At 68.2% G+C, this 16,911-nt stretch carries 13 protein-coding genes and 1 pseudogene; 4 read left to right on the top strand and 10 right to left on the bottom strand.

Annotation, left to right across the window (positions count from 1 at the left end; genetic code table 11):
* The 7 genes and pseudogenes from FAB82_RS20565 to FAB82_RS20595 form a co-directional block, all read right to left on the bottom strand.
* Positions 1 to 622, bottom strand: a pseudogene (locus tag FAB82_RS20565) (hypothetical protein); the annotation flags it as partial.
* An 80-nt stretch (positions 623 to 702) separates the two neighbouring features.
* Positions 703 to 1,959: a tyrosine--tRNA ligase gene (tyrS, locus tag FAB82_RS20570; RefSeq protein WP_136536434.1), complete on the bottom strand. Its 1,257-nt coding sequence runs from the start codon at positions 1,957 to 1,959 to the stop codon at positions 703 to 705.
* 34 nt (positions 1,960 to 1,993) lie between these two features.
* The gene (locus FAB82_RS20575; protein WP_168801697.1) at positions 1,994 to 3,859 is read right to left on the bottom strand and encodes an RNB domain-containing ribonuclease; all 1,866 of its coding nucleotides are present in this window, start codon (positions 3,857 to 3,859) and stop codon (positions 1,994 to 1,996) included.
* A gap of 114 nt (positions 3,860 to 3,973) precedes the next feature.
* Positions 3,974 to 4,693, bottom strand: coding sequence for a cupin domain-containing protein (locus FAB82_RS20580; RefSeq protein WP_136536436.1), 720 nt, complete (start codon positions 4,691 to 4,693; stop codon positions 3,974 to 3,976).
* Complete coding sequence (locus FAB82_RS20585; RefSeq protein ID WP_136536437.1) at positions 4,690 to 5,610, bottom strand: DUF6807 domain-containing protein; 921 nt, start codon at positions 5,608 to 5,610, stop codon at positions 4,690 to 4,692. Before FAB82_RS20585 ends, FAB82_RS20580 begins: the two co-directional genes overlap by 4 nt.
* A 51-nt stretch (positions 5,611 to 5,661) precedes the next feature.
* The gene (locus FAB82_RS20590) at positions 5,662 to 6,759 is read right to left on the bottom strand and encodes a Gfo/Idh/MocA family protein (protein WP_211116728.1); all 1,098 of its coding nucleotides are present in this window, start codon (positions 6,757 to 6,759) and stop codon (positions 5,662 to 5,664) included.
* Between the two features lie 63 nt (positions 6,760 to 6,822).
* Entirely contained in the window at positions 6,823 to 9,147 is a 2,325-nt protein-coding gene (locus FAB82_RS20595; protein ID WP_136536439.1) for a beta-glucosidase, read from the bottom strand.
* Positions 9,148 to 9,418: 271 nt separating this feature from the next.
* On the opposite strand from FAB82_RS20595, the gene FAB82_RS20600 reads away from it, so the two are divergent.
* Both FAB82_RS20600 and FAB82_RS20605 read left to right on the top strand, forming a co-directional pair.
* Complete coding sequence (locus FAB82_RS20600; protein ID WP_136536440.1) at positions 9,419 to 10,444, top strand: LacI family DNA-binding transcriptional regulator; 1,026 nt, start codon at positions 9,419 to 9,421, stop codon at positions 10,442 to 10,444.
* A 48-nt stretch (positions 10,445 to 10,492) separates the two neighbouring features.
* Complete coding sequence (locus tag FAB82_RS20605) at positions 10,493 to 10,723, top strand: hypothetical protein (protein WP_136536441.1); 231 nt, start codon at positions 10,493 to 10,495, stop codon at positions 10,721 to 10,723.
* On the opposite strand, the gene bioB is transcribed toward FAB82_RS20605, so the two are convergent.
* Positions 10,720 to 11,787, bottom strand: a complete 1,068-nt coding sequence (bioB, locus tag FAB82_RS20610) for a biotin synthase BioB (protein WP_136536442.1) — start codon at positions 11,785 to 11,787, stop codon at positions 10,720 to 10,722. The two genes, FAB82_RS20605 and bioB, sit on opposite strands and share 4 nt — an antisense overlap.
* A gap of 222 nt (positions 11,788 to 12,009) precedes the next feature.
* On the opposite strand from bioB, the gene FAB82_RS20615 reads away from it, so the two are divergent.
* The gene (locus FAB82_RS20615; protein WP_168801698.1) at positions 12,010 to 12,951 is read left to right on the top strand and encodes a C40 family peptidase; all 942 of its coding nucleotides are present in this window, start codon (positions 12,010 to 12,012) and stop codon (positions 12,949 to 12,951) included.
* A gap of 137 nt (positions 12,952 to 13,088) precedes the next feature.
* Here FAB82_RS20615 and FAB82_RS20620 read toward each other — a convergent pair whose 3' ends face one another.
* Positions 13,089 to 14,138 (bottom strand): TerC/Alx family metal homeostasis membrane protein, encoded by a 1,050-nt coding sequence (locus FAB82_RS20620; protein ID WP_136536444.1) that lies wholly within the window; start codon positions 14,136 to 14,138, stop codon positions 13,089 to 13,091.
* A gap of 273 nt (positions 14,139 to 14,411) precedes the next feature.
* Between FAB82_RS20620 and FAB82_RS20625 the strand changes: the two genes are divergently transcribed.
* Complete coding sequence (locus FAB82_RS20625) at positions 14,412 to 14,702, top strand: antibiotic biosynthesis monooxygenase family protein (protein ID WP_136536445.1); 291 nt, start codon at positions 14,412 to 14,414, stop codon at positions 14,700 to 14,702.
* A gap of 97 nt (positions 14,703 to 14,799) precedes the next feature.
* On the opposite strand, the gene uvrB is transcribed toward FAB82_RS20625, so the two are convergent.
* Positions 14,800 to 16,860, bottom strand: coding sequence for an excinuclease ABC subunit UvrB (gene uvrB, locus FAB82_RS20630; RefSeq protein ID WP_136536446.1), 2,061 nt, complete (start codon positions 16,858 to 16,860; stop codon positions 14,800 to 14,802).
* Positions 16,861 to 16,911: the final 51 nt, after the last annotated feature.

Below are 16,911 nucleotides of genomic sequence, written 5' to 3' on the forward strand. Positions count from 1 at the left end.
TCGTCGCCATCACGACGCTCGTACTGACGCGGTCCACGGTCGTCACGGTTGCCACCTTGGTAGCCGCCGTGGCCACCACGGTCATCGCGATTGCCGCCGCGGTAACCACCCTGACCTCCTTGGTCGTCACGGTTCCCGCGATATCCACCACGGTCACCGCCCTGGCCGCCACGGTCATCGCGATTGCCACGGTAACCACCACGGTCGCCACCTTGACCGCCTCGGTCGTCACGGTTCCCACCGCGATACCCGCCCTGGCCACCTCGGTCGTCGTTAAAACGGCGGGGACGGTCGTCGCCATCGCGACGCGGCCGGTCGTCGCGGTTCCCACCCCGGTAACCGCCTTGACCGCCACGGTCATCGCGGTTCCCACCGCGGTATCCACCCTGGCCACCACGGTCATCGCGGTTCCCGCGGTAACCACCACGGTCACCGCCCTGACCGCCACGGTCGTCACGGTTCTCAGTGCGGCGAGGACGATCGTCACGGCCGTAACCGCCGCGCTCCGATCGACCACTCCGGTCGTCGTTCCGGCGTTCTCCGCCGCGACCGCCACTGCGATCCCGGTCAGAACCGCCTTCACGACGGCCGTAGCCGCCTCGGTCGCCCCGTCGGTCATCATTGCCCTTGCGGGCACGGCCATCCTCAGCCACGTCGTCCTCCCCCTTTAGTCACCGCGACAAAACCAATCAAGTGTATGCCTCAGGCGATGACCTCGGCTCCGGCGACGGTCTTCTTTCCGCGCCGGATCACTGCGTACCGACCGTAAAGCAGGTCAGAAGGGTCGATAACGGCGCTCGGGTCAGTGACGCGCACGTTATTGAGGTACGCGCCCCCCTCCTTGGCCGCCCGACGGGCCTCGCCCAGGCTGGACACCACGCCTGCCTCCTTCATCACCTCGGCGATGGTGACGCCGGGCTTGTGGACCTCGGCCAGGCCGGCCTCGACCAGCGCCGCGCGCAGCGTCGCCTCGGGCAGCTCGGCCAATTCGCCGCGCCCGAACAGCGCCTGCGAGGCGGCGATGACATGAGCGGTCTCGTCCGCGCCGTGCAGCAGCGTCGTCAGCTCCTCCGCCAGCGCGCGCTGCGCCAGTCGGGCGGCGGGCTTCTCGGCGGTGGCCCGCTCAAGCTCCTCGATCTCCTCGTGGGACTTGAACGAGAAGTACTTGAGGTAGCGCACCACGTCGGCGTCGCCGGAGTTGAACCAGAACTGGTAGAAGGCGTACGGGCTGGTCAACTCGGGGTCGAGCCACACCGCGCCGCCCTCGGACTTTCCGAACTTGGTGCCGTCGGCCTTGGTCACCAGCGGAGTCACGAAGGCGTGGACACCCTTGGCGGCGCGGCGGCGGATGAAGTCCACCCCGGCGATGATATTTCCCCACTGGTCGGAGCCGCCGAACTGGAGGGTGCAACCATGGCGACGATTGAGCTCGTAGAAGTCGTTGCCCTGGAGGAGCTGGTAGGAGAACTCCGTGAATGACAGGCCCGCTTCCAGGCGGTTCTTGACGATGTCCCGAGCCAACATCTTTGAGACCGGGAAGTGCTTACCGACATCGCGCAGGAACTCCACCACGCCCATCTCGCTGGTCCAGTCGAGGTTGTTGACCGGGATGGCGCCGTTCTCTCCGTCGTAGGTGACGAACGGCGCAAGCTGACTGCGGATCTTCTCGACCCAACCCGCGACGACCTCCGGCGGATTCAGCGTGCGCTCACCGGATTCACGTGGGTCGCCGATCTGGCCGGTCGCTCCGCCGACGAGCACGATCGGGCGCAGCCCCGCCTGCTGGAGGCGGCGGGCGGTGACCACTTGCATCAGGTTGCCGACATGCAGGCTCGCGGCCGTCGGATCGAAACCGATATAGAAGGTCACCTGCCCGGCGTCGATGTGCTCGCGCAGCGCTTCAGGGTCGGTCGAGTCCTGGAGCAGGCCGCGCCAGGTGAGGTCGTCGAGAATATGCACGATCCCATTGTGCCTTAAGCGGCAAAATCAATTTCTAGCTCATCTCGAGGCCCTCGGCCGGGGCGGTGGCCTCCCCCAGCTGCAGCGCGACCTCGATGTGGACGCGCAGAGCAAGGGCCGCTTCGGTCTTGGAGGCCTGCTTGGTGGGGCCGGTTCCATCGGCGACGACCTCGTCGCCGCTCTCGGCGAGAATTCCGAGGGCGTGGCAGGTGAACACCCGTTCGTGTGACGGCCCCTCGGACTCGAAGGTCCATTTGAGGCCCTTGACGGCGCCCCGCGCCGCGTAGATCTGCACGGCCTCGACCGGGTTGACCTCGGGATCGACCAGCGGGCTCTTGCGCACCTCGGGCGACCGGTGGGAGACCTCGACGTCGCGGGAGAGGTCCGGCAGGTGGGCCAGGTGGGAGACGAGCGCCAGCGCGGCCTGGTTGCGGGCGTCCTTCTTGCTGCGTTGCAGCCGCTTCGCCGAGCGCAGGCGCTGGCCTTCATAGCGGATTTCGACGGTGGCGCCGAAGACCGGTTCGGCGTAGTCCGGTTCCGATTCGACGTCCCACACGACGTCGACATCGACGGTGACGGGTCCGGCGAGCCGGTCCTGGAGGTAGGTGTTGAGCAGCGAGTGGGCCAGTTGCGGTTCGGCCGCGAGGTGGCGGTTGAGGCGGCGGCGGAGGTCGTCGAAGGCCGGTTCGATGCCGTAGAAGTAGACGGAGGCGAACTCGCGCAGTTGCAGGACCTCGGTGTCGAGGCGGCGTTCGATCTCGGCGATGAGGCCGCCGGGGATCTCGCCGCGTTCGATGGCGAATTGGACGACGCGCGCGAAGTCGCGGTCGTTCAGCGGCGAGAAGTCGTTCGCTTCGAGGCGCTGCACGGTTGCCTCTTCGGCCTTGGCGCGGAAGTACTCGGACTTGGCCTGGCGTTCGGCGGTGATCTTCTCGTTGACGTCGTCGGCGATGGCGGTGAGTTCGTCGAGCGGGTACGGGCTGTCCTTGCCCATGGTGGCCGCCAGCAGGATCCGCTGCGTGATGAGGTCGGGGTAGCGGCGGATGGGGCTGGTGGCGTGGGTGTAGACGGGCAGTTGGAGGCCGTGGTGGCCGTGGACGGTGGGCCCGTAGGTGGCGGGGCGGGCGACCATCTTGACGCGGCCGCGCAGCATCTCGAAGGCGGCGCTATCGCCCGAGGCGGCGACGTCGTCGAGTTCTTGGCGCAGTTCGGCGGGGTCGCCGGCGACGGCGGCCATGCGGTGGTTGCGGAACAGTATCGGCAGGTCGCGGCCGACCGCCCAGGAGGCGATCTGGGAGTTCGCCGCGATCATGAACTCCTGCACGATGATGTAGCCGGAGTTGCGCTCGGCCGTGGCGAGGCGGACGAGCTGGCCCTCCTCGTTGGTGGCGAAGCCCGAGAGCAGGTCGTAGAACGCGAGCGCTCCGGTGGCGCGACGCGCGGCGAGCATGGTCTGGGCGAAACGCAGGCCGAGTGCGAGGGTGTCGTGGAGTTCGTGAGCGGGGTCGGCGGCCCCGGTGGCGGCCTGGCCGTGGCTCATGACCCAGGACTTGGTGAGGCGTCCGTGCCCGAGTTCGGTCTCCAGGACCTGCCCGCCGGCGTCGAGCGCGAGGTGGACGACGAAGGTGTCGTTATCGCGGTCGGGGTCGAGCGAGGCGGCCTCGACGATCGGCTTGGGCAGCATGTGCTTGGTGTGGTCGGTGCGGTACTGGGTGTGGATGCGCTCTGCGGCTTCGCGGTCGGCGCGGCCGCCGTTCTGGACGTGGTCGGCGACGCGGGCGATGTGGACCCAGACGTCGTAGCCGTCGCCGCGCGATTCGATCCAGATGGCATCGTCGCGGTCCACGGTGGTGTCGGCATCGATCATGATGCCCGTCTCGGCTGGGTTGTAGTCCGCCAACTGCGCTCCTTCGGTGCTTCGCGGCCATCCTAGCCGTCCTCGCACCGCCAGTACACGTCCGTTACACGCACGTGGACGGGAACGACGCGCCGTTCCCATCCACAAGTACGGTGGTCAGGGACGCAGGTCCCAGGTTTCGAGCCTGCCGCACATGCCCCACTTCCGCGCCGGGGCGCCGCCGCCGCCGACGTGGGAGTCGCACAGGTGGGCGCCGTCGGCCGCGGCGAGCGCGGTGAGGTGCTCGCCGGTGGTATCGGACTGGGCCTTGGGCCCGGCCTCCCAGATCTTGCGCCAGTCGCCGGCGCGGCCCGAGACGAGGTTCGCGGCGCGGTCCCAAAACGGCCGCATGGCTTCCGCGCCCTCGGTCTCGACGCGGGCCCGCAGCGCGAGGTAGCCCTCGACGGCGAGATCGCGTCTGGTCCGGGCGGCCGCGCCGCGATCGGTGTCGCTCAGGTCGGGCGCCGCTGGCGCGGTGGCGGCAGCCGCGTAGGCGGCGGCGTCGGCCATGACCTCCTCGGGAAAGGTGAAGACGGCGTCCCCGGCCTCGGGGATGCCGGCGTTCTGCATGACGACGGTGACCTGGAGGTCTCCCGAGCCGTTGATGAGCCGGTGGACCGTCCCGGGCGTGAACCACAGGACGGTGCCATGGCTCAGCTCGTGCCGCTGGTAGCCGTCGCCCGAGAGGGTCTCGACCGCGCCGGTGCCGTGCGTGACCACGTAACCCTCGGTGGAGGCGGTGTGCAGGTGCGGAGAGCCGCCGGCCTGGCCGTCGAGCGTGGGCCAGTCGTAGACCGTGACGAGTGAGACGGCGGTGCCGCCGGGGAATCCGCTCATGCCCGCCCCAGCTTCCCGAGTTCGGCGGCCGCGGCGGCGGCCGCCTTGCCGGCGCCCTCGATCCCGGTGTCGCCGTTGCAGACCGCGACGGCGTGACGCAGCGTCACGGTCTGGCCGGGCTGCATCGGCAGTTCGGTGTCGAAGAACGGGGCGGGGCAGACCGCGGCGAACGGGGTCGTTCGGACGAACCACTTGACCGGCGCGCCGGGGTTCTCCGGGTGGTCGGTGAAGACCAGGGTGGAGACCGCATCATTCGAGTCGTGCTTGCCGCGGAAGGCCATCCAGTCGCCGCGCACGCCCATGAGCTCGTCGCCGCCCTCGCCGTCGGCGGTGTAGACCCGCCCCTCGGTGAAGGAGCGGGGGCCGCGCCAGAAGAAGCCGCCGTAGCCGGCGTTCTCGCGGCCCTCGGTGGTGGGGCTGCCCATGACGACGACCTCGTCGGTGTCATTGGTGAACGAGGTCGAGAACGACAGCGACCACGAGTCGTCGTCCAGGACGGTGACGGCGAAGGCGCGCTTCTCGGTGAAGAAGTGGCGCTTGTCCTCGGTGACCCACTCGAGGTCCTCGGCGACGCGGACGCCCTGCGCGTCGGCGCTGAGCTCGGTGAAGGCGCGGTGCTCCATCGAGCCGTCGTTCTTCTCGTCCACGTAGCCCTGGTCGCGCCGGAAGGTGCGCCCGCCCCAGAAGTTCTCGGGGCCGCAGTTGGGCAGCGACAGCGCAATGCCCTTGTGCCACACGTGGTCGTGCGGGCGATAGAGGCTCACCTGGTGACCGGCGAGGTCGCGCAGGGGCTCGAAATAGGGGCGCGGGGACTCGAACTGGTCGTTGTCGGGCCGGTAGACGTAGCGGAGCAGCTCGTTGTCGCCCTTGGTAATCGAGAGCGAGCGCTCGTCGGTGTCAGTGAGTTGCAGCGTCATCGGTGTTCACTCCGGTCGGCTAGGTTGCTGTGCTGTCGGCTTGCGGGGTCGTCACTTGCGGTCGGGCCAGGGGGCGCCCGGTCCGTCCATGCGCTGGTAGTACGTGGAGGTCGGGTCGATCTCGCCGGCCCGGACCGCCTTGCCCGAGAAGGCCGAGGCGTAGATCGCCGTGATCAGTTCGAGCGTGGAGCGGGCGTCGGAGACGGTGACCGGTGGGGCGGACTTGCCGTCGAGCGCGTCGGCGACGGCCGTGAACTGGGCGGCGTGGCCCGAGCCGATGTCGCGGGGCTCGCCGCCCCAGGCCTGCATGACCTCCTCGGTGGCGGCGGGGATCGGGGTGACCGACCAGTTGTCGTCGCCGTAGCCGTAGAGGTGCTCGAGTTCGACGGTGGCGGTGTCGAAGTCGAGGCGGATCTGCGAGGTCTCCCTGGGGCTCAGCAGCGAGTTGGTGATCGCGACGCTGGCGCCGTTGGCGAGGGTGACGATCGCATGCGAGACGTCCTCGGTATTGGTGGCGCGGCGGTGGCGGTGCGCCGTGGCGACGACCTCCGACCAGGGGCCGACGATCGACAGCAGCGTGTCGATCTGGTGGATGCCGTGGCCCATCGTGGGGCCGCCGCCCTCGGATTCCCAGCGGCCGCGCCAGTCGACGGCGAAGTACTCCTCGGGCCGGAACCAGAGGGTGTCGCACTTGGCGACGGCGAGGCAACCGAGGACCCCGGAGGCCAGCATGTTCCGCACCCGCTGGGCGGCGGATCCGAAGCGGTGCTGGGAGATCACGGCGAAATCGGCCTCGGATGCGGCGGCAGCGGCGGCGATCCGATCGAACTCGGCCAGACTCAGGGCCGGGGGCTTCTCACAGATGACGCCCACGCCGGCCTCCAGGCCGGCGATCGCGCCCTCGGCGTGCAACCCGGGCGGGGTGCACAGGTCGATCAGGTCGAGTTCCTCGGAGTCGAGGAGCTCTTTGAGCGAGGCATAGCCCTTCTCCACGCCGAAGCGTTCCTGGAAGGCCTCGAGTCGGGCGGTGTCGGGGTCGACGGCGGCGGTCATTTCGATGCGGCCGTCCAGATGGCTCCGCACGCTGTCGGCGTGGGCGCCTGCGATGCCGCCGGTGCCGACGATGGCGAGGCGGTAAGGGGAGGACACGATTGTCTCCTTGAAATTCGGTACTGCGAGAGAGGTAAGCGTTTTCTTTGCGACGAGAGAATACTATCCGACTTCTGTAACAGTCTCCAATCTTCGGGTTCCCGGGTCCAGGTGCCGCGATTCCGTGACGGAAACCGTCACGGTGCCGGCCACATCCGAGGCCGACCGAGCCAGGCGCAGTTCCAATTCCCCGGCCTCGACGGTCCACTCGCCGTCGGCACCGATGAGCGCGGCCTGGTCGACGGGCATGGCAAAACGCGTCTCGGCGGCCTCGCCGGGCCCCAGGCGAAGCTTCGCGAAGCCGACCAATCGCTGCACGGGCCGGACCATGGTGGACACCGGATCGTGCAGGTACAACTGCACCACCTCCGCACCGGACCGGCCGCCCGCATTGCGCACCCGCACCGCGACCTCCACGGTCCCGTCGGGCGCGACCTCGGTGCCGGACAGCAGCCTCGGTGCGTCCCATTCGAACTCGGTGTACGACAGGCCGTGGCCGAAGGCGAACAGCGGTGTCGGGTCCACCGTGGATACGTTGCTGCGGCGGGCCAGTTCCGGTCCCAGGTAGGTGGCCGGGGGCGAGTCCGGCCGGGCCGGGACGCCCACGGGCAGGCGGCCCTCGGGCTCGGCGGACCCGGTGAGCACGGCACTGATCGCGCCCGCTCCCTCCTGGCCGGGCAGGAAGGCCTGGACGATCGCGGCGGCCGGGTGCTCCGCGCCGCTGTCGGCGGCCGCGCCGAGCGCATAGGGGCGACCGGAGATCACGACGACGACGGTGGGCGTGCCGGTCGCGAGCACCGCGTCCAGCAGCTCGCCCTGCTGTCCCGGCAGCGCGTGGCTGGCCGCGTCGCAGCCCTCGCCGGAGGTGCCGCGACCGAACAGGCCCGAGCGGTCCCCGACCGCGACGATCGCCAGTTCGGCGGCAGCGGCGGCGCGCACCGCAGCGGCGATGTCGGCGTCGGTCGTCTCCAGCACGGTCCCGGCCGCGACGTGCTCGATGACCGCTTCCGGCAGGTCGGCGGCCAAAGCGCCGGCGAGGGTGGCGATCTCGACGCCCATGTCCACGTGCGGATAGGGGTCGTCGGGGTCGAGGTCGTCGGCGTCGTTGCGGCCGTGGTGATTGGGGAAGGCGTAGCAGCCGAGCATGACGGCCTTGTCGGCGGCGACCGGGCCGACGAGGGCGATGCGTGCTGGTGCGGCCAGCGGCAGGATGCCGTCATTGGCCAGCAGCACGATCGAGCGGCGGGCGGCCTCGGCGGCAAGCGCGCGGGCACCGGGCGGGTCGAAGTCGACCTCGGTGGGCGCCTCGGGCAGCTCGTCCATAAGCCCCAGTTCGATCTTCTGGGTCAGCACCCGCTCGGCGGCCCGGTCGATGACGTCGACTTCGAGGCGGCCGGTGCCCACGGCGTCGATGAGCGGGTCGCCGTAGCAGTCCACGTTGGGCAGCTCGACGTCGACGCCGGCGGTCAGGGCCAGCGCGGCGGCGTCGCCACGACGTTCGGCGATGTGGTGGAGCGAGTCGAGGAAGTTGACGCCGAAGTAGTCGGCGACGACCGTGCCCTCGAATCCCCATTCGTCGCGCAGGATGCCGGTGAGCAGGCGCTGGTTGGCGTGGGAGGGGATGCCGTCGTTGGCGGCGTAGGAGGCCATGACGGAGCCGGCGCGGCCGATGCGGACGGCCATTTCGAAGGGCGTCAGGTAGGTCTCGGCGAGTTGGCGCTCACCGAGGTAGACCGGCCCGAAGTTGCGGGCGGCGTGGGAGGCCGAGTAGCCGGCGAAGTGCTTGAGGGTGGCGATAATGCCGGATTCCTGGAGTCCGGTGACGTAGGCGCTGCCGATGGTCCCGATCAGGTACGGGTCCTCACCCATGGTCTCCTCGGTTCGGCCCCAACGGGAGTCGGCGACGACGTCGAGCACGGGAGCGAGCCCCTGGTGGACGCCGACCTGCCGCATGGTGGCGCCGATCTGCCGGGCGACGGCGCCGATCAATTCGGGGTCGAAGGTCGCGCCCCAGGCCAGGGGCGTGGGGAAGATGGTGGCGCCGTGGGCCATGAAGCCGGCCAGGCACTCCTCGTGGACCAGTGCGGCGATGCCGAAACGGCTGTTGGCCTTGATCTTCTCCTGGAGGGCGGCCAATCTGGCCGCTCCGGCCTCCGGGTCGACGGGGGCCGATCCGAACGGCCGGGTCAGCTGCCCCAGTCCGTTGGCGATGACCTCGTCTTCGGAGTGTCCGATGCTCTGCTCGCTCTGATGCGGTGCCATGTCGCCCGCGTCGGAGTCGACGCCGCGCCACAGGCTCGCCAGTTGTGCGCATTTCTCTTCGAGGGTCATCCGCTTGACCAGCCCGGCGGCGCGCTCGGCGGCGCCAGAGGGGGTGTCGGTGTCCATGCCACTCCGCTCAACGGCCCGGGGCCCTCTCCAGAGGGGTGGGCCCCGGCCGATAGTTTCTGAAAATTTTTTGATCGATTTCGATACAGGTTTGCACACCATAACATTGATTACGCGGTACTTCTAGCACCAGTTGAGCGCCTAAATCCCATTGGTCAACCTCCATGAACCGGCAAACTATCCGAAAGTTTCGGCCACACTCCGAGAGGGTGCGGCCCCCGCTATAGGATGTTGCGATTACCGTGGAGAGCACCGACTAGCTGGAGGACCCTTGACTGAAGCCGCACACGGGCGCGTCACCATCCGCGCCATCGCCGACGAGGCCGGCGTCAGCGTCCCCACCGTCTCCCGCGTCATCAACGGCCGCTCCGACGTCGCGCCCGAAACTCGCAAGCGCGTCGAGAACCTGCTGTCCGAGCGCGGCTACCAACCCCGTCGCTCCACCCGGGTTCCCAGTCGGGCCCGCCTGGTCGACCTGGTCTTCAACGAGCTGGACAGCCCCTGGGCCGTGGAGATCATCCGCGGCGTGGAGGACGCGGCCCACTCGGCCGGGGTCGGGACCGTGGTCTCGGCCGTCCATCGCCGCCGCGCCTCAACCGAGCAGTGGCTCGACAACCTGCGCACCCGCGCCTCGGACGGGGTCATCCTGGTCGTCTCCCAGCTGGCCTCCCCGATCCTGGAACAACTGCGGCATCTGCGGGTCCCGATGGTCGTGCTCGATCCGGCAGGAGGGCCCACCATGGACTCCCCCACCATCGGCGCGACGAACTGGGCCGGCGGCCTCGCCGCCACCGAGCACCTCATTTCGCTGGGGCACCGCCGGATCGGCTTCATCCACGGCCCCAAGCAGGTGTTGTGCTCGCGAGCCCGCTTCGACGGCTATCGCGCGGCCCTGGAGGGCGCCGGCATTCCGATCGACACGTCGCTGATCTACCACGGCGACTTCTACCACCAGTCCGGCTTCGACGCCGCGACCGAGATGCTGGACGTCGCCGACCCGCCCACGGCGATCTTCGCCTCCTCGGACCAGATGGCCTTCGGCGCCTACGAGGCGATCCGCCGGCGCGGCCTGCGCATCCCCGAGCAGGTGAGCGTTGTCGGCTTCGATGACCTGCCCGAGTCGCGTTGGACCTCGCCTCCACTGACGACCGTCCGCCAACCACTGTCCGAAATGGGAGCCCTGGCGGCCAAGACCGTGCTCGACATGGCGGCGGGCAACGAGGTGGAATCGCCGAGGCTCGAACTGGCGACGGCAATGGTCGTCAGGGAGTCGACCGCCGCAATAACCCTCCCATAGCGGAATTCAGGCATCCTTTTCACTCAATCGGCCAGATAGACTGGGGATATGGGCTCGCTGTCGCCCGCCGACCGGCTTCGGATGGCATTCGAAATGCACGAGGTCGGCCGCCGCATGTACATACAGAAACTCAAGCGCGCACGCAGCGGCCTCACCGAGCCCGAGCTGCGAGAAGAGCTGCTTCAATGGCTCCTGAACGCGCCCGGCGCTGAAAACGGCGACTACCCCGGCCCTCGTTCGCAGCGCCGCATAAGAACGTGGTCGACCTGCTCGGGTTAGGCGTTCGGGGCGACCTCGGTGCCGGCGCCACGGCGGCGGACCTTCACCTGTTCGCGCACGGCCTCCGGGGCCTCTTCCAGTCCCAGCGGGACCAATCCGGCATCGGCGATGAGTTCGAGGTCGTCCTTGGCCGCCTGGCCCTCGCTCGTCAGGTAGTCGCCCAGGAAGATCGAGTTCACGATCTGCAACGCCACGCCCTGCATGTGCCGCAAGTGAACCTCGCGCCCGGCCGCCAAGCGCACCTCGGCCGCCGGGTTCGCCAGCCGCACCATCGCCAGGATCCGGAGGCACTGGCGCGGGTCCAGCTCCCACTTGCCCTCCAGCGGCGTGCCGTCGAAGGACAGCAGGAAGTTCACCGGGATCGAGTCCGACCCGATCTCGCGCAGCCCCAACGCGACCGCCACCAGGTCCGCGTGGCTCTCGCCCATCCCTGCGATCAGCCCCGAGCACGGCGACAACCCTGCCGCCCGCGCCGAGTTCACGGTGTCCACCCGGTCCGCGAACGTGTGCGTCGAGCAGATCTCCGCGTACTGGTCCTCGGAGGTGTTCAGGTTGTGGTTGTACGCGTCGGCCCCCAGATCGGCCAGCCGGTCGGCCTGCCCGTCCTTGAGCAGTCCCAGGCACGCGCACACCTCCACACCCGGAGCCGCGTTCTTCACCGCCGCAATCGTCTTGCCGACCCGCTCGACGTCCATATCGGTCGGACCGCGCCCGCTGGCCACCAGGCACACCCGGCTGGCCCCGCCCGACACCCCCGCGGCCGCCTGCTCGGCGGCCGCCTCAGGCGTCAGCCACGTGTACTTGAGCACATCCGCCTTCGAGCCCAGCCGCTGCGAACAGTAATTGCAGTCTTCAGGGCACAGACCGCTCTTCAGATTCACCAGGTAGTTGAGCTTGACCTTGTTCCCGAAGTGACGGAACCGCAACCGCGCCGCGGCCGCGACCACGTCCATGAGCTCCGCGTCGGAGCTGGCCAGGACCGCTTCGAGATCCGCGGCGGACGGGGTCTCACCTGCGTCGGCAGCGTCGGACAGGCGATTCAGGACGTCATTCAGAGCTGGCATGGCAAGATCTTGCCACACCCGAGCGCCCGCCGACCTTTCGCATATTTGAGTGTTCGTCAGGCGGAAATGCCGTTTAGGTCACCCTCAGCCCTCACCGTCGGACTCTCGGTGCACTTGCTAAATTGGATACTCGGTGCTGCGAAGAACGCGGCGGGCCGGTGGAGGTCCCCGCCTGCCCGCGTCTCGAATACCAATCCGCCCGAACCATTCGGAGAGCCAACCGTGCCGATCGCACCAGGACAGCCGGCGTTGATCGCCGTGGCAGTCGCCACCCTCTGGGCCGAACCATCGGCCCCCGGACCCGAAGACCGCCTCGCCTTGGGCGTCCCCTCCGCCATTCGCGAGTGGGTCGCCCGGCTCACCAACGAGATTCGCGCGCACGGGCTCAAGGGCCGGGTGCGCAGCCAGTGCCTGCTCGGCACCAGGGTGGAAGTTGAAACGATCGAAGACCAATGGGCCTACGTCAGCTGCACCGCGCAGCAGACCGCCGGGTGGGTTCCGATCGACCAGCTCGTCTACCCCGCCGAGGACGACTCGGCCGGGAAGGTGCACCTGGTGAGCGCCACCGCCACGGCCATCCGCGACGAACCGGGCGGCGACGTCGCCATTCCCGGTGTGACGCTTGGGACCCGGTTGCGAGTGGTCGGACCCGGCTACCGCGGCTGGCTGCCCGTGGCCCTGCCCGGGCCGAGGCAGCCCGGCTGGGTGCCGCAGCGCGACCTCGGCGCCGAACCGATCGACGAGGTCAAGCGCCCCAACCCGGCCACGGCGATGATCGCCGCCGGACTGGACGCGGTGAAGCTCGCGCAGCAGCTGCTGGAGATCCCCTACCTCCACGGCGGCGTGAGCGCCTACGGCATCGACGCCCCCGGTCTGGTGTGGATCGTCTACCGCCAGTTGGGCATCGACGTTCCCCGCTTCAACGATGCCCTGATGGAGACGGGCGAGTCGGTCGACTTCGACGAGCTGCACCCCGGCGACCTGATCTTCCTCGAACACGGCGGCGACAAGAAGATGCCGGCTATCGTGGCCGAGCGCGGCCAGACCGATCTGCCCGAGGTCATCTTCTCCTCCCCGGTCTACGGCAAGGTCGTCATCGAATCCCTCAAGCACTCGGAACTGGGCCAGATCGCCTCCTGCCGCCGGATCCCGACCGGCCCCTAACTGATCCGCCTTGCGCCGCAAGCCACTCGCGGCCCCCTCAAGGCCACTGAGACCCTTTCACTTCCACGTACGCGAAACGGCCCGCCACTTCCCTTATCGGGAAGCGACGGGCCGCTTTCAAGCGTTCAGCGAGCCGTTCAGCGGTCTGAGCCGACACCCGCGGTCGCCGGAGCGGGACTCGAATCGACGTTCGCCTCCGCGAACAGCTGCCTCCAGGTCTTGCCCTGGCGGCGCAGGAGGATGTCGTTGGCGATCACCACGGACAAGAGCACGCCGGCGATGATGCCGAGCGACAGCGTGGTGGAGATGTGCGGCATCCATTCGATGTGATGGCCGCCGTTGATGAACGGCAGTTGGTTGTCGGCCAGGCCGTGGATGACCAGCTTGACGCCGATCCAGCCGAGGATCGCCGCCAGACCCAGCGACAGGAACTTCAGCGACTTCAGCAGTGCCGCCAGCAGGAAGTACAGCTGCCGCAGTCCGAACAGCGCGAAGATCGTCGCGGTCCACACCAGGTACGGCTCCTGCGTCAGTCCGAAGATCGCCGGGATCGAGTCCAGCGCGAACAGGATGTCGGTCGAGCCGATGGCGAGCATCGCCAGCAGCAGCGGGGTCGCGTAGCGCAGCCCGTCGACGCGGGTCAGCAGCCTGCCGCCGTCGTATTCCTTGCTGACGCGCATCTTCGACTCGGCGAACTTCATGAATCTGTTGGGTTCGTACTCCTCGTCGTCGCCCTTCTCACGGAGCAGGCCCCAGGCCGTCCAGACGAGGATCGCGCCGAAGATCAGGAAGACCCAGCTGAAGCGCTCGACGAGGACGGAGCCCAGCGCGATGAAGATGCTACGCAAGGCGATCGAGAGCACGATGCCGACCAGGAGCACCCGCGACTGGAGCCGTTCGGGCACCCGGAAGGCCTGGATGATGAGGAGGAATACGAAGAGGTTGTCGACCGACAACGCCTTCTCGGTGAGGAATCCGGCCAGGAACTGGCCGCCGAAGGTGCCGCCCTGCGTCAAGAAGATGATGGCGGCGAAGACGAAGGCGGAGGCGATGTAGACGCCTGACCAGATGGCCGCTTCACGCAGGCCGGGACGGTGGGGATTGCGGATCGCGCTGGTCAGATCCAGTACCACGACCGCCGCGAGCACGACGAGAGTGAGGGCCCAGACCCAAGGTGGGAGTGCCAATGTGTTGCCTTCCGCATAACTCTGGATGGTCACATGGTCTCTCCCGATCCGAGTGGATCAGCGTCACCGGAGACCGATGGCGGTCTCGTGCATTGACGACGACGCTAACAGCGAGTGTTCGCTGCGGGATACTCCCCACATACCTGATTTTGAACAATCAGACTTATTGTGCCTGCCTGAAAGCCGACATGTCCTCCGTCAGATATGTGACTTCTCTCTCGAACATATGCCGGACGGAACGGTCACGTCAAGTGATCGTGAAAAGCTCCACTCATGGTTCTCGAAGTCGCTGAAATCAAGATCACCCCAGGCCAAGAGGCGGCCTTCGCCGACGCGTACCGCTCCGCCAAGGACTTCGTCGCCGTCTCCCCCGGCCTTCGCTCGATCCGTATGACTCAGGGTGTCGAGAACCCGAGTCGCTTCGTGCTCCTCATCGAATGGGACTCCGTCGAGGCCCATGAGCAGGGATTCCGTGACACCGACCGGTTCCCCAAGTGGCGAGAGGCGATCGGCCCGTACTTCGCCCAGCCGCCGCTGGTTGAACACTTCGAGAACATTGAGTAGTGGCCGGCGGCGCTGACTGAGAAGTTCAGTTCCGATGTCGACTGACCAGCCTTCAGCGCGGTTCCGGGTCTCCCCGCAACCGCGCCATCGGCGTTTCTCAGGCCCCCGCCTCGTCCATCTGACGGAGTTCGCGCTTTAGATCGGTGATCTCGTCGCGGTAGGCCGCGGCCACCTCGAAGCGCAGTTCCCTTGCGGCCGCGAGCATCTGCTCGTTGCGTTCCTCAAGCTGCTTGACGATCTCGGAACGGACCTTCGCGACCCCCTTGTCCCGCTTGGAATCCGGGAGCTCGGCCCACGGGTCGTCCTTGGCGAGCGCCGCGGTCTCGGCCGCGGTGTCGTACAGGTCCTCCATGATGTTCGCGATCCGCTTGCGCAGCGGCTGCGGGTCGACGCCGTGCTCGGTGTTGTACGCGACCTGCTTCTCGCGGCGCCGGTCGGTCTCCTCCAAAGCGGCCTTCATGGAGTCGGTCAGGTTGTCGGCGTACATGAGCACCGTGCCCGAGACGTTTCGGGCCGCGCGGCCGATCGTCTGAATCAGCGAGGTCGCCGAGCGCAGGAAGCCCTCCTTGTCGGCGTCGAGGATCGCCACCAGCGACACCTCGGGCAGGTCCAGGCCCTCCCGGAGCAGGTTGATGCCGACCAGCACGTCGAAGTCGCCGCGCCGCAGCTCTCCCAGCAGCTCCACCCTCCGCAGCGTCTCCACCTCGGAGTGGAGGTACTGGACTCGGATCCCGTTGTCCAGGAAGTACTCCGTCAGGTCCTCGGCCATCTTCTTGGTCAGCGTGGTGACCAGCACCCGCTCGTTCTTATTGGCCCGCTCGCGGATCTCGTACATCAGGTCGTCGATCTGGCCCTTGGTGGGCCGCACCTCGACCTGCGGGTCGACCAGGCCGGTGGGCCGGATGACCTGCTCTACGAACTGACCGCCGGACTGCTTGAGCTCCCACTTGCCGGGCGTCGCCGACAGGTAGACCGTCTGCCCGACGCGCTCGCGGAACTCGTCGAAGTTCAGCGGCCGGTTGTCCTGGGCGCTCGGCAGGCGGAAACCGTGCTCGACCAGGTTGCGCTTGCGCGAGGCGTCGCCCTCGGACATCGCGCCGATCTGCGGGACCGTCTGGTGCGACTCGTCCAGGATCGTCACGAAGTCCGACGGGAAGTAGTCGAGCAGCGTGTGCGGCGGCGTGCCGGCCGGGCGGCCGTCGATGTGCCGCGAGTAGTTCTCGATGCCGTTGCACGTGCCGGTCTGCTTCATGTTCTCGAGGTCGAACACGGTGCGCATCCGCAGTCGCTGGGCCTCCAGGAGCTTCCCCTGGGACTCCAGCTCGTTCAGCCGCTGCTCCAGCTCGATCTCGATGGCGCCGATGGCGCGGGTCATCCGCTCGTTGCCGGTGGCGTAGTGCGAACCGGGGAAGATCAGAATCCGGTCGGCCTCGCGCACCACCTCGCCGGTGAGCGGGTGCAGATAGTAGAGCCGGTCGATCTCGTCACCGAACATCTCGATGCGGATCGCCAGCTCCTCGTAGGCCGGGATGATCTCGATCGTGTCGCCCCGGACCCGGAAGGTGCCGCGGGTGAAGGCGATGTCGTTGCGCGCGTATTGGACGTCGACCAGGCGGCGCAGGAGCTTGTCCCGATCCCACTCCTGGCCCACCGCGACCTCGGTGGCCTGCTCCAGGTACTCGGCCGGAGTCGCCAGGCCGTAGATCGCCGAGACCGTCGCGACCACGACGACATCGCGCCTGGTCAGCAGCGAGTAGGTGGCGCGGTGACGCAGGCGCTCGACCTCCTCGTTGATCGAGGCGTCCTTCTCGATGTACGTATCGGTCTGCGCCACGTACGCCTCGGGCTGGTAGTAGTCGTAGTAGGAGACGTAGTACTCGACCGCGTTGTTCGGCAGCAGCTCGCGGAACTCCTTCGCCAGCTGCGCGGCCAGGGTCTTGTTGTGGGCCATGACCAGCGCGGGCCGCTGGAGCTGCTCGATCAGCCAGGCAGACGTGGCCGACTTGCCCGTGCCGGTGGCGCCGAGCAGCACCACGTCGCGCTCGTCGGCGTCGATCCGCCGGGTGAGATCGGCGATAGCGGTCGGCTGGTCACCGGCCGGCTCGTACTCGCTGACTACTTCAAAGCGCCCCTCGGCGCGGGGAATATCGAATGCCACGGCCCAACGGTAGCCCGGGGGTATGACATTGCCGGTCGGTGCCGGTGACTT

It is taken from the genome of Glycomyces buryatensis (assembly GCF_004912275.1).
GTDB lineage: Bacteria > Actinomycetota > Actinomycetes > Mycobacteriales > Micromonosporaceae > Glycomyces > Glycomyces buryatensis.

Bases quoted from the DNA above. Each gene is read 5' to 3' on its own strand.
- bioB (WP_136536442.1), bottom strand. From the start codon at position 11,787: ATGCCAGCTCTGAATGACGTCCTGAATCGCCTGTCCGACGCTGCCGAC.
- FAB82_RS20605 (WP_136536441.1), top strand. From the start codon at position 10,493: ATGGGCTCGCTGTCGCCCGCCGACCGGCTTCGGATGGCATTCGAAATG.
- FAB82_RS20585 (WP_136536437.1), bottom strand. From the start codon at position 5,610: ATGACGCTGCAACTCACTGACACCGACGAGCGCTCGCTCTCGATTACC.
- FAB82_RS20625 (WP_136536445.1), top strand. From the start codon at position 14,412: ATGGTTCTCGAAGTCGCTGAAATCAAGATCACCCCAGGCCAAGAGGCG.
- FAB82_RS20595 (WP_136536439.1), bottom strand. From the start codon at position 9,147: ATGGACACCGACACCCCCTCTGGCGCCGCCGAGCGCGCCGCCGGGCTG.
- FAB82_RS20580 (WP_136536436.1), bottom strand. From the start codon at position 4,693: ATGAGCGGATTCCCCGGCGGCACCGCCGTCTCACTCGTCACGGTCTAC.